The sequence below is a fragment of the Acinetobacter sp. ANC_7553 genome, from assembly GCF_056779895.1.
Window position 1 is genome coordinate 33,337 of sequence record NZ_JBWYIV010000012.1, and the last position, 23,146, is coordinate 56,482.

26 protein-coding genes are annotated in these 23,146 nt (G+C 39.3%); 7 read left to right on the forward strand and 19 right to left on the reverse strand.

What is annotated here, in order from left to right:
* From ssuC to AC1M9I_RS10525, 8 genes are all read right to left on the reverse strand, one after another.
* Positions 1–798, reverse strand: coding sequence for an aliphatic sulfonate ABC transporter permease SsuC (gene ssuC, locus AC1M9I_RS10490; protein ID WP_180000343.1), 798 nt, complete (start codon positions 796–798; stop codon positions 1–3).
* Positions 799–851: 53 nt separating this feature from the next.
* Positions 852–2,027 carry an FMNH2-dependent alkanesulfonate monooxygenase gene (gene ssuD / locus AC1M9I_RS10495; protein ID WP_092766595.1) on the reverse strand — a complete coding sequence of 392 codons (1,176 nt, stop codon included), beginning with the start codon at positions 2,025–2,027 and terminating at the stop codon, positions 852–854.
* Between the two features lie 21 nt (positions 2,028–2,048).
* Positions 2,049–2,981, reverse strand: coding sequence for a sulfonate ABC transporter substrate-binding protein (locus AC1M9I_RS10500; protein WP_257219958.1), 933 nt, complete (start codon positions 2,979–2,981; stop codon positions 2,049–2,051).
* Positions 2,982–3,062: 81 nt separating this feature from the next.
* Positions 3,063–4,037 (reverse strand): sulfonate ABC transporter substrate-binding protein, encoded by a 975-nt coding sequence (locus AC1M9I_RS10505; protein WP_481592772.1) that lies wholly within the window; start codon positions 4,035–4,037, stop codon positions 3,063–3,065.
* 363 nt (positions 4,038–4,400) lie between these two features.
* Positions 4,401–5,753 (reverse strand): amino-acid N-acetyltransferase, encoded by a 1,353-nt coding sequence (argA, locus tag AC1M9I_RS10510; RefSeq protein ID WP_481592773.1) that lies wholly within the window; start codon positions 5,751–5,753, stop codon positions 4,401–4,403.
* A gap of 150 nt (positions 5,754–5,903) precedes the next feature.
* Positions 5,904–6,281, reverse strand: a complete 378-nt coding sequence (locus AC1M9I_RS10515; protein ID WP_481594538.1) for an RcnB family protein — start codon at positions 6,279–6,281, stop codon at positions 5,904–5,906.
* 179 nt (positions 6,282–6,460) lie between these two features.
* Entirely contained in the window at positions 6,461–6,859 is a 399-nt protein-coding gene (locus AC1M9I_RS10520) for an RcnB family protein (protein WP_092766593.1), read from the reverse strand.
* A gap of 280 nt (positions 6,860–7,139) precedes the next feature.
* Positions 7,140–7,295, reverse strand: a complete 156-nt coding sequence (locus AC1M9I_RS10525; protein ID WP_171076739.1) for a hypothetical protein — start codon at positions 7,293–7,295, stop codon at positions 7,140–7,142.
* 220 nt (positions 7,296–7,515) lie between these two features.
* Here AC1M9I_RS10525 and dapB point away from each other — a divergent pair, with 220 nt between their 5' ends.
* Positions 7,516–8,337 (forward strand): 4-hydroxy-tetrahydrodipicolinate reductase, encoded by an 822-nt coding sequence (gene dapB / locus AC1M9I_RS10530; protein ID WP_035264896.1) that lies wholly within the window; start codon positions 7,516–7,518, stop codon positions 8,335–8,337.
* Between the two features lie 55 nt (positions 8,338–8,392).
* Positions 8,393–9,043: an START domain-containing protein gene (locus AC1M9I_RS10535; RefSeq protein WP_481594537.1), complete on the forward strand. Its 651-nt coding sequence runs from the start codon at positions 8,393–8,395 to the stop codon at positions 9,041–9,043.
* 18 nt (positions 9,044–9,061) lie between these two features.
* On the opposite strand, the gene AC1M9I_RS10540 is transcribed toward AC1M9I_RS10535, so the two are convergent.
* Positions 9,062–9,472, reverse strand: a complete 411-nt coding sequence (locus AC1M9I_RS10540) for a hypothetical protein (protein WP_481608687.1) — start codon at positions 9,470–9,472, stop codon at positions 9,062–9,064.
* Between the two features lie 94 nt (positions 9,473–9,566).
* Here AC1M9I_RS10540 and AC1M9I_RS10545 point away from each other — a divergent pair, with 94 nt between their 5' ends.
* Entirely contained in the window at positions 9,567–11,009 is a 1,443-nt protein-coding gene (locus AC1M9I_RS10545) for an aminotransferase-like domain-containing protein (protein WP_481611026.1), read from the forward strand.
* Positions 11,010–11,014: 5 nt separating this feature from the next.
* On the opposite strand, the gene AC1M9I_RS10550 is transcribed toward AC1M9I_RS10545, so the two are convergent.
* The 7 genes from AC1M9I_RS10550 to AC1M9I_RS10580 all read right to left on the reverse strand — a co-directional run bounded on the left by AC1M9I_RS10550 (position 11,015) and on the right by AC1M9I_RS10580 (position 15,156).
* Positions 11,015–11,584, reverse strand: a complete 570-nt coding sequence (locus tag AC1M9I_RS10550) for a DNA-3-methyladenine glycosylase I (RefSeq protein ID WP_035264883.1) — start codon at positions 11,582–11,584, stop codon at positions 11,015–11,017.
* Between the two features lie 18 nt (positions 11,585–11,602).
* Positions 11,603–11,848 carry a hypothetical protein gene (locus AC1M9I_RS10555; protein ID WP_035264881.1) on the reverse strand — a complete coding sequence of 82 codons (246 nt, stop codon included), beginning with the start codon at positions 11,846–11,848 and terminating at the stop codon, positions 11,603–11,605.
* 29 nt (positions 11,849–11,877) lie between these two features.
* On the reverse strand, positions 11,878–12,402 hold the full coding sequence (locus AC1M9I_RS10560) for a M23 family metallopeptidase (protein WP_035264946.1): 525 nt from the start codon (positions 12,400–12,402) through the stop codon (positions 11,878–11,880).
* 59 nt (positions 12,403–12,461) lie between these two features.
* Positions 12,462–13,493, reverse strand: a complete 1,032-nt coding sequence (gene mutY / locus AC1M9I_RS10565) for an A/G-specific adenine glycosylase (RefSeq protein ID WP_481611027.1) — start codon at positions 13,491–13,493, stop codon at positions 12,462–12,464.
* Positions 13,494–13,599: 106 nt separating this feature from the next.
* On the reverse strand, positions 13,600–13,968 hold the full coding sequence (locus tag AC1M9I_RS10570; RefSeq protein WP_265596980.1) for an HIT family protein: 369 nt from the start codon (positions 13,966–13,968) through the stop codon (positions 13,600–13,602).
* A 62-nt stretch (positions 13,969–14,030) separates the two neighbouring features.
* Positions 14,031–14,768, reverse strand: coding sequence for a dienelactone hydrolase family protein (locus AC1M9I_RS10575; RefSeq protein WP_035264872.1), 738 nt, complete (start codon positions 14,766–14,768; stop codon positions 14,031–14,033).
* Positions 14,769–14,997: 229 nt separating this feature from the next.
* Positions 14,998–15,156 carry a DUF1328 domain-containing protein gene (locus tag AC1M9I_RS10580; protein ID WP_035264869.1) on the reverse strand — a complete coding sequence of 53 codons (159 nt, stop codon included), beginning with the start codon at positions 15,154–15,156 and terminating at the stop codon, positions 14,998–15,000.
* A gap of 190 nt (positions 15,157–15,346) precedes the next feature.
* On the opposite strand from AC1M9I_RS10580, the gene AC1M9I_RS10585 reads away from it, so the two are divergent.
* From AC1M9I_RS10585 to AC1M9I_RS10595, 3 genes are all read left to right on the forward strand, one after another.
* Positions 15,347–15,799: a YcgN family cysteine cluster protein gene (locus tag AC1M9I_RS10585; RefSeq protein ID WP_481591991.1), complete on the forward strand. Its 453-nt coding sequence runs from the start codon at positions 15,347–15,349 to the stop codon at positions 15,797–15,799.
* A 110-nt stretch (positions 15,800–15,909) separates the two neighbouring features.
* Positions 15,910–17,094: a PQQ-dependent sugar dehydrogenase gene (locus AC1M9I_RS10590; protein WP_481592782.1), complete on the forward strand. Its 1,185-nt coding sequence runs from the start codon at positions 15,910–15,912 to the stop codon at positions 17,092–17,094.
* Between the two features lie 102 nt (positions 17,095–17,196).
* The gene (locus tag AC1M9I_RS10595; protein ID WP_092766586.1) at positions 17,197–18,471 is read left to right on the forward strand and encodes a replication-associated recombination protein A; all 1,275 of its coding nucleotides are present in this window, start codon (positions 17,197–17,199) and stop codon (positions 18,469–18,471) included.
* 420 nt (positions 18,472–18,891) lie between these two features.
* On the opposite strand, the gene purC is transcribed toward AC1M9I_RS10595, so the two are convergent.
* From purC to dapA, 3 genes are read right to left on the reverse strand one after another with little or no spacing between them, the layout of a single operon-like run.
* Positions 18,892–19,611 carry a phosphoribosylaminoimidazolesuccinocarboxamide synthase gene (gene purC, locus AC1M9I_RS10600; RefSeq protein WP_092766585.1) on the reverse strand — a complete coding sequence of 240 codons (720 nt, stop codon included), beginning with the start codon at positions 19,609–19,611 and terminating at the stop codon, positions 18,892–18,894.
* Positions 19,612–19,648: 37 nt separating this feature from the next.
* Positions 19,649–20,254, reverse strand: a complete 606-nt coding sequence (locus AC1M9I_RS10605) for a lipoprotein-34 precursor (NlpB) (protein ID WP_035264860.1) — start codon at positions 20,252–20,254, stop codon at positions 19,649–19,651.
* 17 nt (positions 20,255–20,271) lie between these two features.
* Positions 20,272–21,171 carry a 4-hydroxy-tetrahydrodipicolinate synthase gene (dapA, locus tag AC1M9I_RS10610; protein ID WP_481592783.1) on the reverse strand — a complete coding sequence of 300 codons (900 nt, stop codon included), beginning with the start codon at positions 21,169–21,171 and terminating at the stop codon, positions 20,272–20,274.
* 681 nt (positions 21,172–21,852) lie between these two features.
* Here dapA and mhpT point away from each other — a divergent pair.
* On the forward strand, positions 21,853–23,061 hold the full coding sequence (mhpT, locus tag AC1M9I_RS10615; protein WP_035264856.1) for a 3-(3-hydroxy-phenyl)propionate transporter MhpT: 1,209 nt from the start codon (positions 21,853–21,855) through the stop codon (positions 23,059–23,061).
* The last annotated feature ends 85 nt before the right edge of the window (positions 23,062–23,146 follow it).

Below are 23,146 nucleotides of genomic sequence, written 5' to 3' on the forward strand. Positions count from 1 at the left end.
CTATTTTTGATAGCCTGGATGCCAGCGTAATAAATATTTTTCTAAGGCAACCGCGAGTACATCCGCTAATTTACCAAGTAGGGCATACAGTAGAATCCCTACTAAAACGACATCTGTTTGTAAAAATTCACGCGCATTCATGGTCATGTAGCCAATTCCAGCTTGTGCCGAGATGGTTTCAGCCACAATTAAAAGAACCCAAACTAAACCTAGTGCGAAGCGCAAACCAACTAAAATGGAAGGAAGAGCACCTGGTAAAATAATTTCTTTGTATAACTGCCAGCGTGTTAAACCATAACTCTTGCCCATCTCGATCAGCTGAGGATCTACAGATCGGATACCGTGATACGTATTGATATAAATTGGGAAAAACACGCCAATCGCGACCAAAAATAATTTGGCAGATTCGTCAATTCCAAACCATAGAATCACCAATGGAATTAAAGCTAAAGCTGGAATATTACGGATCATTTGTAGGGTCGTGTCGAGTAACGTAGAGGCGACTTTAGATGAGCCATTTAACAACCCTAAAAATAATCCTAAGCCACCACCAATCAGCAAGCCAATCAGTGCACGTCCCGCACTGACTTGGACATGTGTCCACAGTTCACCACTAAGCAATAGATGCCAAAAAGCTAAAACCACTGCGGTTGGAGCAGGCAAGACGCGGCTTTCTAAAATGCCAGTGACTGATGCCAGTTGCCAAATCACAATAAGGAAAATGGGTACTAACCAAGGCAACAAACGTTGCCCCAGTTGTTTGGTTCCTCGAGAGAGAAAACCTTCAGCTTTAACCACCTTGGTTTTACTCAACACGATAGAATGCTTTTGAGTTTTATTTACTGCTGTTGTCATGCCGGCTCCTGAACCTGATCTCCTTTTTTATTTTCTTCAGGAGTGTAGTTATTCGCGACAATCTCACCAAAAGGTCCAGTCAGATTCGGTTGAGTCAGTTTTTGGCGTGTTTCTAATGGTAGAAGAGGGAATACCAATTCAGCAAAACGAATTGATTCTTCAAGGTGCGGATAACCCGAGAAAATAAAGGTATTAATGCCTAAATCTGCATATTCTTGGATACGTGCCGCCACAGTTTCAGGGTCACCTACTAATGCCGTGCCTGCACCGCCACGGACGAGACCTACGCCAGCCCATAAGTTTGGTGAAACTTCAAGTTTCGAGCGATCTCCATTATGAAGTTCAGCCATACGACGTTGACCAACAGAGTCCATTTGTTTAAATTTTTTCTGTGCCGCAGCGATGGTTTCGTCATCAACATACTGAATTAATTCTTCAGCAGCTCTCCATGCTTCCTCGTTGGTTTCGCGGACGATGACATGTAAACGAATACCGTAATCTAGGGTGCGACCTTTAGCTGCCGCCTTAGCGCGGACATTTTCAATTTTTTCTTTAACTGCTGCTGGTGGCTCGCCCCAAGTTAAATAGGTATCCACTTGATCGGTTGCCAGTTCAACAGCATCATCAGAAGAACCACCAAACCACAATGGTGGGTAAGGTTTTTGGACGGGTGGATATAATAATTTTGCATCATCCACGCTTAGACGTTCACCATGGAACGTGAAGCTTTCACCCGTATGAGAGCGTTTTAAAATTTCGCGCCAAATCGTAGTATATTCAGTCGCAGTTTTATAACGCGTTTTATGATCTTCATAGACGCCGTCACCTTTTAACTCTTGCTCATCACCACCAGTGACTAAGTTCAATAGAACACGGCCATTTGAAAGACGGTCAAAGGTTGCTGCCATACGTGCAGCCAGTGCAGGAGTGGTTACCCCTGGGCGCAAAGCAACGAGAAATTTAAGATTTTTGGTGGCATCAATTAAACTTGCGGCAGTTAACCATGGATCTTCACAAGAACGACCAGTCGGGATAAGCACACCTTCATAACCTAGATTATCCACCGCCACAGCGATTTGTTTCATGTAGGCATGGTCGACAACACGTCCGCCTTTGCTTGTACCTAGGTAGCGACTATCACCATGAGTAGGAATAAACCAGAAAATTTTCATTACTTAAGTCCTTAATATGAGTTACTTACCAGTCCATACGACTTGGTTGATTTGTATCGGTTTAGGAATGATTTTGAGCTCAGCAAAGCGATCAGCCAGTTGTTGCTGATCTGCAATGACTTTCGCGGTTAAAGGTGCTGCATAAGATGGACGAGGTCGGCGCTGAACAAAGGTTTGGCTCACATTCGGCTTTAAACCTGTTGTTTTGGCAAAAATCGTTGCTGTAGTTTTTAAGTTCTTTTGAACCCATTGATCAGCAAGATTAATCTGTTCAATGACACCTGAAATCGCTTGAGGATGTTTGTCGATAAACTTGCCTGAAGCGAGATAGAACGTGTAATTCGGGCTCAGCCCTTGTCCAGTGGTCAAAACTTTTGCTTTATCTTCAAGCTCAGCAGCAGCGTAATACGGGTCCCAAATGGCCCATGCATCAACGGCACCTTTTTGGAATGCTGCACGTGCATCAGCAGGACTTAACCAAATTGGTTTTACATCGCTCCATTGCAAACCTGCTTTTCGGACGGCTTGGACCAATAGATAATGTGAACTAGATCCACGATGTACTGCGACACGCTTGCCTTTGAGTTGTTTAAGCTGAGTAATGTTGGATTTTTTCGGCACTAAGATTGCTGAAGAAAGTGGCTTCGCCGCCTCATAAGCAATGTAATGCAAAGGTTTATTTCCTGCTTGAGCATAAACAGGCGGGGTATCACCTGTTGCACCAATATCCACTGAACCCACTGCAAGTGCTTCTAAAATTTGAGGACCACCAGGGAACTCATTCCATGTAATTTTGGCATTGGGAAATTCTTGCTCAAACAGTTTTTGCTGTTGAGCAATCACCAAATTCACGGAAGATTTTTGGAAGCCAATGCGTAATTCCTTCACTGAGGGATCAACAGCCCATGCAGCTGAGCAACCCAACATCGCACAGGCAAATAGCATCGTTGTCATTGAATGACTTGAGGTTTTAAACCAAGTGTGTGCTGTATTTGCTGATTGATATTGAGTCATGTTCATCACCTTTTCATGTTGTTATTTGGGTGTAGGAGCAATAATTGCGGCCTGAATATTGATTTTGTTTGGAATCAATTTCTGTTGATGGAATACATCGGCAACTTTTTGCTGATGTTGAGCAACTTCAGTACTAATTGGGTAAACGCCGAAGCTCATACGTCCAATTGAGGTTTGAAGAATTTTGAAATCTAGACCTGTAGGCTTCACGAGCAGTTGAGCTGCTTCGTCTTTATTGGAAGCAATCCAATCTGATGCCTCATTAAGTTCTTGAACAACGGTTTGTATAATTTCAGGATTCTGTTCAACGAACTTACGATCAGCCATATAGAACTGGTAGTTATTGGCATTCCCTTCGCCAGAAGCGAGAACACGTGCGCCGATTTGATGCTCTGCTGCTGCAAAGAACGGATCCCAGATTACCCATGCATCGACTGCACCGCGCTCAAATGCTGCGCGAGCATCCGATGGTGGTAGGTAAACCACTTCAATATCATCAAGCGTCAAATGATTCTTTTCTAAAATCTTCAAGAGAAGATAATGAACGTTAGAACCTTTGTTTAACGCTACACGCTTACCTTTAAGTTGTTGAATATCTTTGATGTTCGAATTTTTTTGAACAATCAACGCTTCAGCGCGTGGAGTCGCAGGTTGATTTGCGACATAAACCAAATTTGAATTCGCTGCTTGGGCAAAAATAGGGGGGGCTTCACCGACTTCACCAAATGAAACACTGCCGACATTCAAACCTTCTAACAGTTGTGGTCCACCTGGGAACTCTACCCATTTCACTTGAATGTTTTGATCCTTCAAAACGGCTTCTAATTCACCACGTTCTTTAATCACGGGCAGTAAGCCATACTTTTGATAACCGATATTTAACACTTGGGTTTTATCTTCTTTTTTTGAGTCGCAACCAGTGAGTAGCAAAGCACCTGTTAACGCAGAAGACAAAATGAGTGTTTTTTTCCAAAGATTAGCGTTAAAGCTGCTCATATTGAAAATCCTGAAAACTTAAAAATAAAAAAAATCAAAAAAATAAATGCGTCATGTAACGCGCCTAAGTTAATGAATTTTCTATTTCGTAAAAAATAAGAATTCAGGAATTCCTAATGAATAAAAAAGATAAAATTAAAAGAGAAAAAAATATCTAAAAAAATGCAAAAGACTCAAGCTGATAATAGCGATATTTTTGTTTCTAAGTTAATGAAATATATAAATATATATTAAAATATTAAATTGTGATAATGATATGATTTGTATGAATATATCGAATGAGTGTGAAGATAGTTCAACTAGGAATATCGATATATAAAAGAAAGATAAAGCAGTTCATGAGGGTGCAATAAAAAAGCCACTTTAGAGTGGCTTTTTACAAACAATTGAGTTTCTTTGGAAATTATAAAGTGCCTGACGCGCTTGTGGTAAGTCATCCACCGATGCTTTGACAAACCCTTGTTCCAAAAACCAATGTGCGGTTCGTGTCGTAAGAATAAATAACTGTTGGATATTAGACTTTTTTGCTTTCTCTTCTAAATAGTGCAAGATTTGGCTACCACGATTTGATTTGCGGTAACTTGGATGTACTGCCACACAGGCTATTTCTGCAGAACGAATTTCATTTGATTCAGTTGGTATTGGATATAATGCTGCACAAGCCAGAACCATACCGTCACGTTCAATCACAGCGAAATGATCAATTTCATTTTCTAAGCGTTCTCTAGAGCGGTATACCAAAATGCCTTCTTGTTCTAATGGGCGTAATAAACTGATTAATCCACCGACATCCTGAATCGTCGCTGTGCGGACTTCTTCATAATGTGCATCGGTGATCATCGTGCCATGCCCATCACGAGTAAATAATTCTTCGATTAATGCACCATCATGTTCATAAGATAATAAATGAACGCGGTTAACGCCATTTAAAGAGGCTTCCTTGGCATTTTGTAAATGCAATGCCAATTCATAATTTTGCTCTAAAGCAACGTCAATATGTTGATCTAGCTGATGCGGGGTCACTTCGCGCAACAACTGCTGTGGGCTTTGCATTAAACCTTGTTCGGAACCGAGAAAAATGAGTTTATCGGCACCGAGTTGGATAGCTGTTTTGGTCGCCACTTCTTCAGCAAGCAAGTTATAAACTTCACCAGTGGTTGAATAACCTGAGGGGCCAAGCAATACAATATTGTGATTGTCCAAATGTTTTTGAATCGCATCTGCATCGACTGAACGCACTTCACCGGTAAGTTGAAAATCGATACCGTTACGAATGCCATAAGGTTTAGCTGTTATAAAATTACCAGATACCACATCAATGCGAGCACCATACATGGGTGAATTTGCAAGTCCCATAGACAATAAGGCTTCGATTTGTAAACGGATTGAGCCTACGGCAGACATGACCGCACCTAATGAGTCACGTGTTGTTACTCTACGATGATTATGAAAAGGACTATCTAAATTCTTCTCAGCAAGATTTGCACTGATTTGTGGTCGTGCTCCATGAACCAGAATGAGTCGAATGCCGAGAGAATGTAAAAGGGCAATATCATGAATAATATGTTGAAAATTTGGTGATTGAACTGCTTCGCCGCCAAACATTAAAACGAAGGTTTTATTACGATGGGCGTTGATATACGGCGCTGAGTTTCGGAACCAATGCACATATTGCTGTGTCATATTTTGAATTGTATCTATTGAGTCCGATTGCATGCATGTACCGATAGAAGCGAGAAGTGGTCATCAGATTCTAAACAAAAAAATGATTTTCCACACCTGCATTAAAATAAAGACATAAAAAAGCCCAAACTGAGTTTGGGCTGAGTGCAGGGAAGATCAATTTGAGAAGATCTAGGAATAAGCTTATCCGATGATACGCACGATGCGATCTGTACGCTCATTCACTAAGACATAGTCTCCATTAATTTTGTACCACTGCTGGTTACGCGCCGCTTTAGGTAGATTCTTCGCTTGACGATCACTTAACTCAAATTTTGAAGAGTTGAATTGACGTGGTAACTGTTGACCTACTCGCCATTGACGGCTTGGATTTACATTTTGGAAGCCACGATTTTGTTCATAGCGGTCATGTTGATATTTCGCAGTCTGACCTTTATTCCAATGCGCTGGTGGAGGAGTTGGTTTTGAATAGTGACGACCATCGTCATGTGGACCAGCCATCGCAGATGTTGCCAATAAACCACTCATTGCTAATGTAAGTACTGATACTAACTTTTTCATGTGGGATACCTCTAACTTTGTTATTTATCCGATATCGCTAAAGTACAAAATGATTTGAGATAAACCGTGGAGAGATATAGTCAATTTGTGAAATGTATGAAGAAGTGATGAAGATGAATGATTAGGATTGAACTCAACAAAAAACCCGACATGAAGTCGGGTCGATTTAAACGTCAAAATTAATCTTGCTGGATTTTCAAAATGCTATTGCTGTTTGAATCCACCAGAATAAAGTCATTATTCACTTTGTACCATTGTTGGTTTTTACCAGGTTTTGGTAGGTTATGATCTTTATATTCGGTTTTATAACTATTGCCACGATAGTGTTGAGGCATGACGTAGCCAGTTTGCCATTTATGTTGACGTAAACGTTTTACGCCACGCTCTTCTCTGTTTTTACGACGATCTTGGAACTCTTGATCTGATGAAGCATCATATTGAGTACGTTTCTCAAATCCTTTACCACGTTCACGTGAACCTTTATCTTGGTAGTCATCAGAGTAAGGAGCAGCATTGGCAATATTTGCTGTAAATATTGCACTTAAAGATAATGTCAAAACTGTCATAATCTTTTTCATATTCCGCCCTCGTTGACCTTATAAATTGGGGTTCACACTAATGTACTGAAAAAATGCAGAGAAACTGTGAAGATAGAATGTAATTTAGATTAAAAATAACGAGATAATAAGAACATATTTTAATAGGAATGAAAATAGAAACCGATGCTTTAGCTGAGCAATCAATGCTTTGAGCAATTTTAAATTTTGAATCCTAATATGATTTTTAAATTGTAAATATTTTAATAACACAGAAGATGATTTTCTTTTAAATAAGAAAAATCATCTGATCCGTTTCATCTCAGTGCCACTGATTATGATATTCCTGCAATTGTTGAATAGCTTCGATAATGATCCACGCAGTTTCGGCATGATCTAAACCTTGAACTAATGAAGCATCCAACTGTAACTGTTCGATCGTTTGGATCGTTGATAATTTTCGAGCTTGGTCTGCCATATTATTTCCTTATAAAAGTGTTGAATTTCATGGCATTGATCATAGTTAAAATTTATAAATATAAAAAACCGAATATTTTTCTCAATTTAATCTGATTATTCGATTAGTGTTCGAATCAAATGCTTAGAAGACAGCATAATTTTTTATATCGATAAACTTAGCGTATGTATAGACTTTTGTTATAGTAAGAACAATTTTAAAGCAACACTAGGAATAGGTTATGTCTGTCGCTCCGCGTATTGGGATTTTAGGTGCTGGTGGCCGTATGGGTCGTACATTGATTCAAGCAGTTCAAGATGCTGGTTATCAATTAGCAGCAGCGGTAGAGCGTCCAGGCAGTAGCCTTATTGGCGCGGATGCAGGCGAATTAGCGGGTATTGGTACACTTGGTGTGAAAGTCGTGGGTGATATCCAAGATGTTTTAAATGATTGCGATGTATTTATTGATTTTACTGCACCAGTTGCAACTGAACAGCATTTGAAACTGTGCCGTGAGGCTGGTGTTGCATTAGTGATCGGTACGACGGGAATGAACGATGAGCAAAAAGCATTTTTAGATGAAAGTGCAACGATTGCTCCTGTAGTGTACGCAGCAAACTACTCCGTAGGCGTGAATGTATCCATTAAACTTTTAGAATTAGCATCTAAAGTCTTTGGTGACAGTGTCGATATTGAAGTGATCGAAGCACATCATCGTCATAAAGTTGATGCGCCATCAGGTACTGCTTTAATGATGGGTGAGGCGATTGCTGATGCATTAGGTCGTGATTTGAAGCAAGATGCTGTGTATCACCGTGAAGGGCATACTGGTCCTCGTGAACGTCAAAGTATTGGTTTCCAAACCATTCGTGGTGGCGATATTGTGGGTGAACATACGGTAATGTTTATTGGTGAAGGTGAACGTGTAGAAATCACACATAAAGCCACGAATCGCATGAATTTTGCTGCAGGTGCAGTACGTGCCGCTGCTTGGGTTGTAGGTAAAGCACCGAAAAAATATGACATGAAAGACGTTTTAGGCTTCAACGATATCAAAGTTTAAGTTTAAAAATACTGCGTGATCATCTAAATAATAATGTTAAATATGAAGAATAAAAATGAAGAAAATTTCTATGATCTGCTTGCTTGTCAGTGCCATTGGCCTGACAAGCCAAGTTCAAGCCAATGAAGCCTCTCGACTCACCATTAACAAAAACAATATTAAAGTGTGGACGATGCAAAATCTTGATCATCCTGTGTTGTCCTATCGTGCTGAAACAGTAGTGGATGCTTCACTCGAAAGAGCAGTTGCAATAGTTTTGGATGTGGAAAATGCAAAATCATGGGTACCCAATGTCGGCTCAGCACAGGTGATTTCTCAAGATTTGAAGCAAGGGGAATTTAAACTCTACATGGTGTTAGATTTTCCATTTCCTTTGAAAGATCGAGATCTGATTGTGCAAGGGAAAATGTATAAGGATTCAAAAGGTATTATTCATATTAAGAATAAAGCTTCGCAAACGGGAAAATCGAAGAATCCTCAGTATATTCGCCTGCAACACTATGTTGGAGACTGGAGCTTTGAACAGATTGGACCGAATAAGGTAAAGGTCAGCACTTCAGGATATGCGGATCCAGAAGGTGCAATTCCACAAAGTGTGACCAATATGTTTGTACAACAGCAGCCTTATCAAATGTTGCAAAAAATGAAAACTGAATTAGCAAAATCTCAATCTGCGCAGATATCGTTACCAGATATTTTGAAATAATGACGTTACATCAGTCATTTAATCATTTTTCAAAGTGTAAGCTGTAAATTGCTTTAACTCTGCTGCTTGAGGCAAATGAAAACTCAAAATTGGTTGCTTAGTCTTAGACGTCTGATCCAATAGAAAAACTTGATAGATTTGTTTTTTGGAATCATCACATTGAAAATTTAAATTTTTTTGTGTGGGGCTATTGAGCTTGACTGCATGATCAGAAGACACGGTGTAGAGGTAAATTTTCTGCTGATCTGGAGATTCAATACTTTTTGTAAAACGATAATGACTGTTGTGCGTCACTTTTAAGAATCCATCAATTAACGATGTACAAATAAATTTTTGCTCAAGTGCAGCTTGATCGATCGCATACTCTGGTTGGCAAGCTGTCATAAGTGTTACCAAGGGTAATATCAAATATAATTTATCGTTGTTCATGTGGCCTCCTGTGTTTTTTTAGCTGTAAGACCATCATAAATTTGCTAGGTTTATAGATACAGATACACACATTTTATAAAAATGAGCACAGTTCATGTTCCAGTATCAAATCTTAGCCAAACATATCAAACAGAAAATTCTGAGTGGAGAACTGTGTTCAGGACAGAAGCTCATTTCCCTTCGACAATTTTCAGCATTACATGCCGTCAGTTTAAATACAGCAAAAAATTGTTATGCATTATTGGAATCGGAAGGGCTCATCACTGTTAAAAATAAATCGGGTTATTTTGTTCAACATTTGAAATCCAGAAACGATCCTCCAGTATTGCCTTATCATCATGAATTTGAAGCTGAAGCAAAGGATATCAGTAACTTAGATTTGCAAATTGAAATACAGGAGTCTTCAATCAATAACCGATCAATTCATTTAGGTGCAGTACAAATCTCTCCAAATCACGTGCCTGTAGATACAATCCGAAAGTCAATTCAACGTGCTTTAAAACACAGTCAACCTGAAGATTTCCTTTACAGTAATCGACAAGGGCATTTGAGATTGAGACAAGCTTTATCAGACCATTGGGCTGAAGATGGGTTTTATATCAATCCAGACGAGATTTATATCACCAATGGCTGTATGGCTGCGTTATCACTCGTGGTTCAGCTCTTGACCAAGGAAGGGGATGGCATTGTGATTCCAACCCCAAATTTTAATGGTCAATTACAGTTGTTAGGGACACTGAAACGCAAGTTGATTGAGATACCTGCAAATGTGGATGGTTTTGATTTAGAACGCTTAGAAAGAGCAATGCAGCACCCCGATACCAAAGCCTGTCTATTGACTGTGAATTATCAAAATCCACTAGGATTTGAGCTTTCTAATCATGATAAGCAGAAGATTGTGCAATTGGCTGAACAATATCAATGCTATGTGATTGAAGATGATATTTATGCTGAATGTAGTTTTAATTTACAAAGACCTTTACCGATTAAGCATTGGGATGAAGCAGGCTATGTCATTTTATGCAGTTCAATATCAAAATCATTGTCCAGCGCATATCGAGTAGGTTGGTTTTGTTTACCGCCGAGGCTTAAATATTTGCATCGTCAAATTGTCATTCAAAATGTCAGTGTGAATACACCTTTGCAATTGGCTTTGGCTGACCTGATGTATAGTAGAGCCTATCGTGAGCATCTACTCCGATTAAAACCAAAATTAAATCATCAAGTTGATGAATATCGACAAACGATATTAAGCGCTTTTCACGGGATTGACATTGGTTTAAGTCAGCCAGATGGTGGCTATGTTTTATGGCTGCAATTGCCGACACATATTGATGGTTTAGAACTCTATTATGCTGCACGTCAACATGGTATTAACATTGTTCCCGGAGATGTTTTTGGAGAAGAACGCCGTTATAAAAATTATATTCGCTTAAATGCAGGGCATGAACTAACTCATGAAATTCATGACTCCATCGTGTTTTTAGCGGATTGGGTGAAACAAAAAATGAGGTCATCATCCCAAGCACCTTCTTAAAAAGATTATGGCGCTAAACTAAGCTTTTTAAAGCAGTGATTTTCATGATCATCAATCATTCCTACCGCTTGCAGATAAGAATAGATAATGGTTGGACCCACGAATTTAAAACCATTCTTTTTTAGAGTTTTAGAAAGTTGCAGGCTTAATTCGCTTTGTGTTGGTGCTAAGCGATAGTCTGGCACAGAATGAACTTTGGGTTGATGCCCTACAAAACTCCATAACCATTTGACCATATCAGGCATGATTTGGCGCATATTCAACCATGCTCGAGCATTATCTCGAATCGCCTTTAGTTTACCTAAATGACGAATTATGCCCGGATCTTGTGCTATTTCGATTAAATGTTCATCTGTAAAAGTCGCAATTTCTTCAATGGTGTATTGAAAGAAATGATATCGATATCGCTCGCGTTTTTTTAAAACAATAACCCAAGCGAGTCCTGCTTGCTGACCTTCTAAACAGAGCATTTCAAATAAGGTGTGTTCATCATATACAGGCACACCCCATTCTTGATCGTGATAATTAATATAAATCTGCTCATCGGAGCACCAGCCACAGCGTTGAATCGTCATGCGAATGCTCTGAAGTGATCAAATGGTAAAAGCAACCCACTGATCGTTTTGATTGTCCCAAAAGAACAACTCTGCCTGTTCTAAATCCGAAAAATTAATCCAGAAATCTTTACCTGCTTTATCTGCAAAACCAGTGCTAATCAACAGAGCTTCTTCGGTAATTTCCATAATCCAGCCCTGATGGCTTTGTCCATTTAAGACAATACGTTGTTGATTGCCAGATTCTGCAAATTCAACTAGACGATTAATCAAGGCTTCTGACATGAAAACTTCCTAAAAATAAAAACTTTAATTTAACGTAAATAAGGGTATGGATTGACAGGGCCTCGACCGCGACCATCTAAGTAAATTCCATAATGTAAATGAGGGGCAGTATGTCGAGCATTACCCGTATTGCCGACATAACCAATATGGTCACCTCGTCGCACGAAGTCACCCTCATTGAGACCTTTTTTATGCTGATCTAAATGCGCATAATAATGCCAAGAACCAGCGGGTCCTAAAATCCAAATGACTTTCCCACCCAGCTTATTATCGCGCATACTGCGAACAATTCCATCAGTTGCACTATAAACTTTTGTACCACGAGCCGCCAAGATATCAATGCCTTCATGTGTTCGACCGTGACTTCGTGATGCACCCCAAGTGTCTGTCAGTTGTCTCGCTTTTACACCTTGTACTGGGATAGGTAATTTTCGATCCAAAGGAAGCATATGTAAGCGAGCAACGAGGGTTGGATCAAGCGGCGTTTGTTTTGGAGGTTGGCTACTGCAGGCGACAAGTAAAATAGCTACACTTAGGATGATGTAATGTCGCAAATACTTAGTCACTCGAACTCCTTGATATGATACAGCCACACTTATTTGAATCGACTATGTCACAAATTCACGGCTGAGATCAATTTTTTCATCGCAGTTGGAATGCCCATTTCTGTTACAACTTGTGGAGCGAGCCATTCACCTCCTAATTCTGTTTGGAGGTATTCCATCTGGTCGAAATCAACATGGAAAATATGTGCATTCAGTAACCAGGTAAAGTGGGTGAAACTGTGTGAAATTTGAGTTGGTAATTGATTACTCACCAAACCATATTGCTGAGTCAATTGACTAAATTCTGAAGTTTCATCAATGATGGGTAAGGTCCATAAACCACCCCATAAGCCTGAATGCGGACGTTGTTGCCATAACCATGTATTTTCAGTACTTCGCAGTAATAAAACATCCGCAGTTTTTATAGGCACTGTTTTTTTTGGCTTTTTAAATGGTAACTCTTGTGTCAGACCCTGCTTTAAAGCTTGGCATTCTGACTGCATTGGACAGTACAGGCAAAGTGGTTTTTTAGGAGTACAAATTGTTGCACCCAAATCCATAATGGCTTGCGTGTAATCATGGTTGCGTTGTTCAGGACAGAGTTGCTCGGCTAATTCCCACATTGCACGTTCATGGACAGGCTTTGATAAATCATCTTCAATGGCAAAGAAACGTGCTAAAACACGCTTAACATTTCCATCCATTATCACGCCGTATTTGCGTAATCCAAGTGACATCAATGCACCAGCAGTTGATCTACCTATTCCTGGCAGTGCCATCCAAGCTTCTAAAGTCTCTGGAAAATGTCCATTTTGACTTACGATTGTGGCTGCTTTATGCAGGTTGCGAGCACGCGCATAATAGCCTAGACCTGCCCAGTAAGGAGCAACTTCATCCCAAGTAGCACGACCTAAATCGGTGACCGTCGGAAAGCGCTCAATAAAACGATCATAGTATTTCAGAACAGTTTTCACTTGGGTTTGCTGCAACATAATTTCAGAGACCCAAACTTTGTAAGGATCATCTGCGACTTGCCATGGCAGATCATGTCGACCATGTACATCAAACCAATCCAGTAACGCAGTTGAAAAAGAAAACATGAAAATACCATTAATACAATCTGTGCTCAGTATAACCAATCTAGGCAAAGACCTTTTAAAAAAGCATGAAAAAAGGCGCATATTGCGCCTTTTTGTAAAATCAACATTACTCTTGAATAATGCCCCAACGACTATCTAATTTAAGCGGTTGGTTTTTGTAACGAGGAATAATATGGATGTGTAAATGTTCCGACTCTTCATCGCCAAAAACTTTGCCATCATTAAAAGCGATATGAAAGCCTTCCGGATGATGACGGATTTTTAACTCGTTACGTGCCAGTTCTAACAACGACTGTAAACTTTTACGCTCTTTATCGGTAATTTCAAAAAAAGAACTCACATGACGTAAAGGAATAATAACGGAATGTCCTTTAGTCAACGGCTGCTGTTCTGGCAAAATCACACCGAATTCATTTTTATCAATCACATCATATTCATCGTGATTGCAATAAGTACATTGTTCACTCATCCTTATATTCCTCTTATATTTTATCTTCTTTCTTCAATAATCTTAGCGCTAATAAACTTTGAAAGTAATTAATCTAAGTGACGCGACAGTAACTCATACATCGCAGCTAAGCTTTTTTCTTCAGCTTCAGCGTTATAACCGAGATCTACACCATTGGCTTTTGCCCGTTCATCAGCTTGTGGATTGCTAAAACCATGTTTTGCATCCTCAAAGATAATGACCTCATGTGGCACCTGAGCTGCAAACATTTCTTCTTTAAATTGTGCCACATCATCTAGCGTGACCATGCTATCTAGCTCACCATGCAAAACCAGAATTTCAGCTTTTACTTGACCTTGTTGAGCAGGTGTTTGCGCAGATAAATTAGCATGGAAGGTAGCAACTGCTTTTAAGTTCGCACCAGAGCGAGCAAGATCTAAAACAACTTTTCCGCCGTAACAAAAACCAATCGCAGCTAATCGAGTTGCGTCAACTTCAGGCTGTGCAGATAAAGTGTCTAACGCAGCTGTAGCGCGTTGTACAATTGTTTCAGGCTGTGCGAAAGTTTGCATCATCCACTCATTTGCTTGAGAAGCTTCAGTGGTTACCTTTTTGTCGCCGTACATATCAATGGCAAAAGCAGCATATCCTTGTTCTGCAAGTTCTCGAGCACGTTGTTCTGTATATTCATTACGACCCCACCACTCTGGGGCTACAATAATACCTGCAGCTCCTGAAGAGTTTTCAGGTGCGGCAAAATAACCAATCAATTGAGTACCATCTGCCGCTTTATACTGAATTTCTCTTGTTTGAATTGCTGAAGTCATTATTGAAAGTCCTTTCGTTTATGAAAATCAGCAAAGATTAAAGCATAAATGTTTTCCGAAGTGATGAATTTGCAATAAGAAAGTAAAATCAAATGTGAGAATTTATGAAAGATTGGAATATATAAAACGCGTATCAATGAACAGATAAAAAGAAATAAAAAAAGAAGAAGGAGTACCTTCTTCTTTTCATCAATCTTGTGTTTTCAATTTAATCTAGTGATTTAGAACACTAGACTTTGCCTCTTGAGATAAAGCCTACAATTGCGAGAATCACTGCAATCACAAGTAAGATAATTGCGAAATCTTTAGATAAGCCTGCTACACCACCAAACCCTAGCAAACTTGCTATCAATGCAATCACTGCAAAAATAATCGCCCAACGGAACATTTTGATTCTCCATAAATTTTTATTAATGTTCATTCAGTATAAGAAAATAAACTGAGCAAAATGTATACAAAGGGTATTTTAACGTAGAGTATTGATATTCTTTAGTTAATCAACTGTAACTGAGATTGATGAAATTTTATGAGAATTATTAGTGATATACTGACTCAAATTTTTGATATTTAGCTGAATCATGAGCACATCTTTACGCCCTGAATTTTGGAAACATTATTCACTGTTTGAAATGAACCAAGCAGAATGGGAGGCACTGTGTGATGGTTGTGGTATGTGTTGTTTGGTTAAATTAGAAGATGATGAAACCGAAGAAATCGCATATACCAAAGTTGCGTGCAAACTTCTAGATTGTCAGACGGGGCATTGTTCAGATTATGAAAATCGTCAGGTGCATGTACCTGACTGTATTCAGTTAACGCCTGAAAAATTACAACAAATACGATGGCTACCTTCGAGTTGTGCATATCGACGTATTAATGAAGGTAAAAAGCTACCGAATTGGCATCACTTGGTGACAGGCAATAAACAAAGTGTGATTAGTGCTCGAAAATCTGTAGCAGGTCGTTGTATATCTGAACAGCTTGTTAATGAAAATGAAATAGATGAATACATCGTGCGGTGGGTACGCTAGTACATTCAATTGCTAGACTACACATATTTTGTAATATAAAAACACTTTTAAAATGATCATTGCCGTTTAATCCTTGAGACTGATATTCAAGGATTTAAAAAGGGAAAGGCATGTTAAAAGCTGCAAAACTAATTTGGATTGTTGGTTTGAGCGGAATCATAATGGCGTGTCATGCCAATCAAAATAAAGCCACTGAAGCACAGAATCCGCAGGAATCAACAGTCAAAAACGAGAATTCAAAAGCTCAAGAACAACGATATCAAGTTGAAAAAATTGCTCTATTTGATGAACCATGGGCGATTGCAACTTTACCAAATGGTCAACTGTTAATTACAGAAAAGTCAGGCATACTTAAGTTGTTTGACCCACAATCAAAACGTAGTTTTAACGTGGCTGGTGTGCCTCAAGTTGCTTATGGCGGACAAGGTGGGTTAGGTGATGTTTCGATTCATCCTAATTTCAATAATAACGCTTGGTCATATCTCAGTTATGCCGAAGAAAAAAATGGATTGTTTGGTGCAGTGGTAATCCGAGCGAAATTGGATTTATCGAATATCGAAGCACCGAAACTGACGGATATCGAACGCATATGGGAGCAAGTCCCTAAAGTGTCGGGTCAGGGGCATTATGCACATCGTATAGTGTTTGACCAGCAAGCGAATTTATGGATTAGTTCAGGGGAACGGCAGAAGTTTCAGCCTGCACAAGATATGCAGTCTAATCTAGGTAAAATTGTATATTTGTATGATGATGGTCGTGCTCAAGAATCTAATCCATTTGCCAAACAAGGTGGTGTCTCAGCGCAGATTTGGAGTTTAGGTCATCGTAATCCTTTAGGTATGGCATTTGATCATCAAAATCGTTTGTGGGTGGCAGAAATGGGCCCTAAAGGTGGCGATGAGTTCAATCTTATTGAAAAAGGTAAGAATTATGGCTATCCAATTGTATCTAATGGTGATCACTATGATGGGAAACAGATTCCGAATCATGAAACGCGACCTGAATTCATAGCCCCTAAACTTGATTGGTCTCCAGTGATTTCACCCTCGAGTCTGATTTTTTATAAATCTAACTATTTTCCACAATGGAAGAACAAAGCCTTAATCGGTGGATTATCATCGAAAGCCATTATTGTGGTAGATCCACAATCTGAACCTGTACGAGAAATTCAGCGCTTGGATATGGGGGTTCGAGTACGAGACTTGCATGAAGCGAAGGATGGCACAATTTGGGGAATAGAAGATGGACCGCAAGCTTATTTATTCAAATTAAAAGCAAAACTCGAATCTGAGTAAAATGAAAAATGTTGAATAGTGATGGTTGTTTTGACTATTAATATTGGAATTTGACTATTACATAGTAGACTAGTCAACAGCACTTTGAGATCTATAAAAAATATGTCCGATACACAAATTCCGCTACCTGAACGCTTACGTCCACGTGATTTGTCTGAGATTATCGGACAAGATCATTTACTTGGTGAAGACGCACCTTTACGTCAAATGATTGACCAAGGACATTTACCTTCGATTATTTTTTGGGGGCCTCCAGGCGTCGGCAAGACCACCATTGCGCTATTGTTAGCTCAAGCTGTAGATCGTACTTTTATTAGCTTGTCTGCACTCAACACTGGTGTTAAAGAGCTTCGAGAAATCATTGGGGAAAGTGGTGATCTCATTGTACCAGTGGTTTTTATTGATGAAATTCATCGTTTTAATAAATCTCAACAAGATGCCTTACTGAGCGCAGTAGAAAAAGGCAAGATTACTCTGGTTGGTGCAACCACAGAAAATCCTTCTTTTGAAGTCAATAATGCTTTGTTGTCGCGCTGTCAGGTGTATACGCTGAATGCATTATCTGAGCATGATATTCAACATTTAATTGAACGTGCACTCAAGCAAGACCAATTTCTGAAAGACCGTCATATTCACATCGAAGAATATGATGCATTAATTCAATTTGCCGCAGGTGATGCTCGTAAAGCACTCAATTTATTGGATCTCATTGCGAGCACATTTGAAGCAGATGTTGAAAATATTGTCACCAATGCCATCGTGGTGAAAGTAGCTCAACAAAATATTGCGCGATATGACAAATCTGGTGAGCAGCACTATGATTTAGTCTCAGCATTCATTAAATCAATTCGTGGAAGTGATCCTGACGCTGCACTATATTGGATGGCGAGAATGTTAAAGGGGGGGGAAGATCCAGTCTTTATTGCGCGTCGGATGTTGATAGCCGCTTCGGAAGATATTGGAAATTCTAATCCTAATGCGTTGTTATTGGCTGGGGAGTGTTTTAGGTCCGTTCAAGCGGTTGGGATGCCAGAATGCCGTATTATTTTAGGACAATGTGCAGTGTATTTGGCCACAAGCGCGAAAAGTAACAGCACTTACTTAGCAATCAATAAAGCATTAGAGTTGGCTGAACGTACGTCAAATCTTCCAGTTCCATTGCATTTAAGAAATGCTCCAACCAAGTTAATGAAAGAGCAGGGATATGGTGTAGATTACTTATATCCACATCACTATCCAGAACATTTCGTGTTGCAGGATTATATGCCTCCAGAGCTGAAAGGCACCAAATTGTACGAATCAGCTCGTAATAAGCGTGAAGTCGAAGCAGAGCGTTTACAGCAGCGACGTTGGCAGCAAGAGCAGCAACAACAATAAAAAAAAGCCCAGTTCTATAGGAAGCTGGGCGAAAAGCGATTCATCTGGTCGGCAACTACAGTCTCTCTCTTGAGCCACCAACTCCTGTAGTTGCCTGGTATAAAAATATATTAGTTGAACTTAGTGATATTGTAAAAACGATCATTTTAATAAATAGCATTAATTTATTCGATTAATGGGGGTAAATTTAAAAACAAAAACAACAATTGAGTTTTTTAATGATCAATGACCCAGATTTGTCATCTTATTTAAATATCGATTCGATAAATTAATAGCATTACCAATGAGGAGAGAGCATTGGTAATGCGACTTAACAAAAATAATGAATGTATAACAATAATTTGAAAATATAAAAATAATATCAACAGATACAAAAAAGCCGAGTCATATGACTCGGCTTTATTTTATCTAAATTTTGATTTAGATATCAGAAAGGTCAACACCGATACGTGTAGCAACTTCTTCATAAGCTTCAACCACACCACCTAAACCTTGGCGGAAACGGTCTTTATCTAATTTTTTCTTGGTATCTTTGTCCCATAGACGGCAACCATCTGGAGAGAACTCATCACCAAGAACGATACGGTCATGGAACACACCAAATTCAAGTTTAAAATCAACTAAAAGCATGTTGCCTTGAGCAAAAAGATCTTTTAACACCACGTTTACTTGGTGAGTTAACTCTTTCATACGCTCAAGTTGCTCAGCAGTAGCCCAACCTAAAGCAATGGCTTGAGATTCATTCACCATTGGGTCGCCCAAAGCGTCATCTTTGAAAAATAATTCAAATGTAGGTGGTGTAAGTTCTAAACCTTCTTCAACACCCAAACGACGGCAAAGCGAACCAGCTGCATAGTTACGGATTACACATTCAACTGGAATCATGTTTAACTTTTTAACCAAAACTTCGTTTGGTGTTAAAAGTTTTTCGAAATGAGTTTCGATACCTGCAGCTGCAAGTTTTTCCATGATAAAGGCGTTAAAACGGTTGTTCACCTTACCTTTGCGATCTAGCTGTTCGATTTTTTCGCCATTAAATGCTGAGGCATCATCACGAAAGACTAAAATCAGGTGGTCTGCACTATCGGTTTCATAAACGGATTTAGCTTTACCAGTATAGAGCAAGGTTTGTTTTAACATGGTGGAACCTTTTTCAGAAAAAATATGCCTAGAACGACTAGGCTGGCCAGTTTTGATAAATCTGGGTTAACAGGCTCGCAGCTTTTTGTTTGTCTGCAAACGCGTTAGTTGGGGTAAACACGGCCAAGGTATGACTCGAACCTACAGATGTCAGTTTAAGCACTAAACTTTCACCATCCACTTGAATTGTCGCGGAATGGGGATTCTTAGGTTGATTGACAAAGTTGTAGTTGAGGCTACTGAGGGTGGCGATTGTGTATTGCCAAATTGTAGCAGAATTTCCGTCAATTTTGATCAACGGATTGCCATTTCCATCAGTTAAAAGTTGTGGACGACCGACAGCAGTTGATTGTTCACTCTCAACAGGATTAGAAACGGTTGGTGCCACATTAGGACGAGGTAGCTCGAAACGATTACCTCGCTTATTAACCATTTGTGGCGCATTGTCTATTGCAAGCTGTTCAACAACAGGCGCTGGATAAAGCGGTGTTGCTGGTCTAACCATTGAACCTTCAGGAAATTTAAGCGGGGTTTGTGCAGTAGATTTTTTATAATCGAGTGAACCATTATCGATACCAATCGTACTACAACCGACCATGCTGAGGGCTGAAAGGGCAAGGGGTAAGCCAAAACGTAGTTGCATAGTTGTTATACTCTTCTTTAAATAATGCTCGCAGCTTTTAATGCATCACGCAGTGAAGCTCGATATTGTTCTGCTAATGGAGTAAGTGGTAAACGGATACCTGTACCAATTAATCCCATTTCATGAAGTGCCCATTTCACAGGAATTGGGTTTGATTCACAAAATAGAATTTCGTGTAAATTTGCAACTTGATCATTAATTGCTTTTGCTTGAGCTGCATCACCCACTAAACCAGCGGCACACACTTGGCTCATTTGCTTTGGAGCAACGTTAGCGGTCACAGAAATATTACCTTTCGCACCATGCTCAATCAGTTGATATGCTGTTGCGTCATCACCTGAATAGACCACCATTTCTTTGCCTTCAAGTGCTTTTAAAAGCTCAGCACCGCGAGGAACATCACCTGTTGCATCTTTAATACCTACGATTTGAGGAATATCAGCAAGACGAACTACAGTTTCATTGCTCATATCAACGCCAGTACGGCCAGGTACGTTATAAAGAATTTGCGGTAAATCAACAGCTTCAGCAATTGCTTTGTAATGCTGATACAAGCCTTCTTGAGTCGGTTTGTTATAATATGGCGTTACTAAAAGTGCAGCATCTGCACCAAGCTCTTTAGCTTCTTTGGTAAGCTCAATCGCTTCATGCGTTGAGTTTGCGCCTGTGCCGGCAATAATTGGAATGCGTTTATTGGCTACACGAATTATTTCTTTGATCACTTGAGTGTGTTCAGCCATGCTTAAGGTCGAAGCTTCACCTGTTGTTCCCACGGCAACGATACTATTTGTACCTTGTTCAATGTGCCATTCAACAAGCTTCTCGAGACCCTTCCAATCAACAGTTCCATCTTCAAACATTGGAGTGACGATTGCGACGATTGAGCCTTGAATTACCTGAGCTTGCTGAGTAGTCATTTTAAAACACGATCCTATTTTTCCATCCAGTGAAGGTTGAGAAGCGAAGTTTGGATGGGTATGTATTTTGATTTATATCACGATCCAATATGCCTGCATACTGGATAATGCGTATGCAAATTATGAACTAAGCAACCAATAAGAACAATATGAATTCACTTCAGTCAAAAAAAAGTTTAGTTAAAACAAGTAACTTTTTTTAAAAAAAGCAATTTTAAGACCTTATGGTTAGGCATTTAAATAACAGTGAAGATAGATGTTCGTCTATGAAAGTATTGCGGATAAAAATGAAAATTCGAACTAAAATCTGACCAATTTACCCTGAATTAATAGCTTATATCACTTACATCAGATTTAAGATGTATGTATATACAGGTGAATAGACTAATAATTTTTAAATTATGTGATTATTATAATTTATAAAACGTCTTATTTTTTTTACTTAAAGGTTAAATTATTCTAATACTTATAGATTTTATAATAGATTTTTCTTGGTTTTTTCCTAAATAAAAAAAATAATTAATCGTTTTGAAGACTAGAATTTATTTTGGTTGGCAAGAGGTATGAAATTTAATCTTATTTTGATTACATTTTATTACACCATTTGATAACTCTCACTTTCATTGACTTACATAGATAATCGGGCATCGGACTCAAATGCTGATGAGTGAGGGAAGTTCAATGCAAGAATCAGTAAGTAACAAACATGCAATTTTGACGGTAGGTATCTGCTTCCTCATTGCAGTAATTGAAGGCTTAGATATTCAGGCTGCAGGTATTGCAGCTGCGGGTATTCGTGAACATTTTGGTTTAGATAGTTCACAATTAGGTGTGTTTTTTAGTGCCGGTATTTTAGGTCTGTTACCTGGGGCACTGGTAGGTGGGCGTATTGCGGACCGTATTGGTCGTAAAACAGTTTTAATTTGGTCTGTTGCTGTTTTCGCTGTATTCACTTTATGTACGGTATGGGTAAATAGTTTTAACAGTTTATTGGCTGTACGTTTCCTTGCAGGTGCAGGACTAGGTGCAGCAATGCCAATTCTCATCACTTTGGCTTCTGAAGCAGTAACCCCACAAAATCGTGGTCGCGCTGTTGGGCTAATGTATTGCGGTATGCCTGTCGGTGCTGCGATCTTATCTTTAATTGCAAGTACAGATTTCGGTGCTAACTGGAAAAATATTTTCTATCTTGGTGGTTTATTACCATTAATTGTTATTCCAGTGATGATGAAGTTCTTACCTGAATCTAAAGAATTCTTGAAAACGCAAAATAGAACTGAAGCTGAAATTGCAGAAGCTCCACAAGGTTCGTTTAAAGATTTATTTAATTCACAGAATCTTCTTCGTACGATGTTCATCTGGTGTAGCTATTTCTTCACGCTCATGGTGGTTTACATCATGCTCAGCTGGTTACCTTCTCTATTCCAAGAATTAGGTTTCTCAAGAAAAGAAGGTGCGACAGCGCAATTCTACTTCATGGTAAGTGCTACTGTAGGTACTGTGATTTTAGGTGTATTAACTGACCGCTGGAAAAAAGCTTATGTGATCTTGTTAATGTACGGTGGTATTTTGGCTGGCCTTCTTGCGTTGAATGCAGCAAGCTCACTCACACAAATGTATTTGGCTTCAGCATTGGTTGGTGCTTTCGTGATTGGCTGTCAAGGTGTGCTTTACGCATTTGGTGGTATTGTGTACCCAACAGAAGTACGTGGTACAGGTGTTGGTGTAGCATCAGCAGTAGGTCGTATCGGTGCTATGCTTGGGCCAGCAATTGCAGGATCATTGTTAACGGCAGGATTTGGTGCAGCAGGCGTAATCTCTGCAGCAATCCCTTGTATTATTATTTCTGCGATCTTCATGTTAATGTTGGTACGTCGTATCCAGAATTAAGACAAAAACATAGATTAAAGCCTGCTTGATGCAGGCTTTTTTTATAGAGTTTTCTTATCAAATTTTCTACTCAAACAATTGTAGT

Excerpts from the sequence above, each read along its gene's own strand:
- dapA (WP_481592783.1), bottom strand. The coding sequence starts at position 21,171 with ATGACTACTCAGCAAGCTCAGGTAATTCAAGGCTCAATCGTCGCAATC.
- purC (WP_092766585.1), bottom strand. The coding sequence starts at position 19,611 with ATGTTAAAACAAACCTTGCTCTATACTGGTAAAGCTAAATCCGTTTAT.
- AC1M9I_RS10575 (WP_035264872.1), bottom strand. The coding sequence starts at position 14,768 with ATGACTTCAGCAATTCAAACAAGAGAAATTCAGTATAAAGCGGCAGAT.
- AC1M9I_RS10545 (WP_481611026.1), top strand. The coding sequence starts at position 9,567 with ATGTTCCAGTATCAAATCTTAGCCAAACATATCAAACAGAAAATTCTG.
- ssuD (WP_092766595.1), bottom strand. The coding sequence starts at position 2,027 with ATGAAAATTTTCTGGTTTATTCCTACTCATGGTGATAGTCGCTACCTA.
- AC1M9I_RS10525 (WP_171076739.1), bottom strand. The coding sequence starts at position 7,295 with ATGGCAGACCAAGCTCGAAAATTATCAACGATCCAAACGATCGAACAG.
- AC1M9I_RS10555 (WP_035264881.1), bottom strand. The coding sequence starts at position 11,848 with ATGTCAGAAGCCTTGATTAATCGTCTAGTTGAATTTGCAGAATCTGGC.
- AC1M9I_RS10580 (WP_035264869.1), bottom strand. The coding sequence starts at position 15,156 with ATGTTCCGTTGGGCGATTATTTTTGCAGTGATTGCATTGATAGCAAGT.
- AC1M9I_RS10535 (WP_481594537.1), top strand. The coding sequence starts at position 8,393 with ATGAAGAAAATTTCTATGATCTGCTTGCTTGTCAGTGCCATTGGCCTG.
- AC1M9I_RS10605 (WP_035264860.1), bottom strand. The coding sequence starts at position 20,254 with ATGCAACTACGTTTTGGCTTACCCCTTGCCCTTTCAGCCCTCAGCATG.
- AC1M9I_RS10520 (WP_092766593.1), bottom strand. The coding sequence starts at position 6,859 with ATGAAAAAGATTATGACAGTTTTGACATTATCTTTAAGTGCAATATTT.
- AC1M9I_RS10585 (WP_481591991.1), top strand. The coding sequence starts at position 15,347 with ATGAGCACATCTTTACGCCCTGAATTTTGGAAACATTATTCACTGTTT.
- mhpT (WP_035264856.1), top strand. The coding sequence starts at position 21,853 with ATGCAAGAATCAGTAAGTAACAAACATGCAATTTTGACGGTAGGTATC.
- dapB (WP_035264896.1), top strand. The coding sequence starts at position 7,516 with ATGTCTGTCGCTCCGCGTATTGGGATTTTAGGTGCTGGTGGCCGTATG.
- AC1M9I_RS10505 (WP_481592772.1), bottom strand. The coding sequence starts at position 4,037 with ATGAGCAGCTTTAACGCTAATCTTTGGAAAAAAACACTCATTTTGTCT.
- argA (WP_481592773.1), bottom strand. The coding sequence starts at position 5,753 with ATGCAATCGGACTCAATAGATACAATTCAAAATATGACACAGCAATAT.
- AC1M9I_RS10595 (WP_092766586.1), top strand. The coding sequence starts at position 17,197 with ATGTCCGATACACAAATTCCGCTACCTGAACGCTTACGTCCACGTGAT.
- AC1M9I_RS10500 (WP_257219958.1), bottom strand. The coding sequence starts at position 2,981 with ATGACAACGATGCTATTTGCCTGTGCGATGTTGGGTTGCTCAGCTGCA.
- AC1M9I_RS10515 (WP_481594538.1), bottom strand. The coding sequence starts at position 6,281 with ATGAAAAAGTTAGTATCAGTACTTACATTAGCAATGAGTGGTTTATTG.
- mutY (WP_481611027.1), bottom strand. The coding sequence starts at position 13,493 with ATGTTTTCTTTTTCAACTGCGTTACTGGATTGGTTTGATGTACATGGT.
- AC1M9I_RS10550 (WP_035264883.1), bottom strand. The coding sequence starts at position 11,584 with ATGACGATTCAACGCTGTGGCTGGTGCTCCGATGAGCAGATTTATATT.
- AC1M9I_RS10590 (WP_481592782.1), top strand. The coding sequence starts at position 15,910 with ATGTTAAAAGCTGCAAAACTAATTTGGATTGTTGGTTTGAGCGGAATC.
- AC1M9I_RS10540 (WP_481608687.1), bottom strand. The coding sequence starts at position 9,472 with ATGAACAACGATAAATTATATTTGATATTACCCTTGGTAACACTTATG.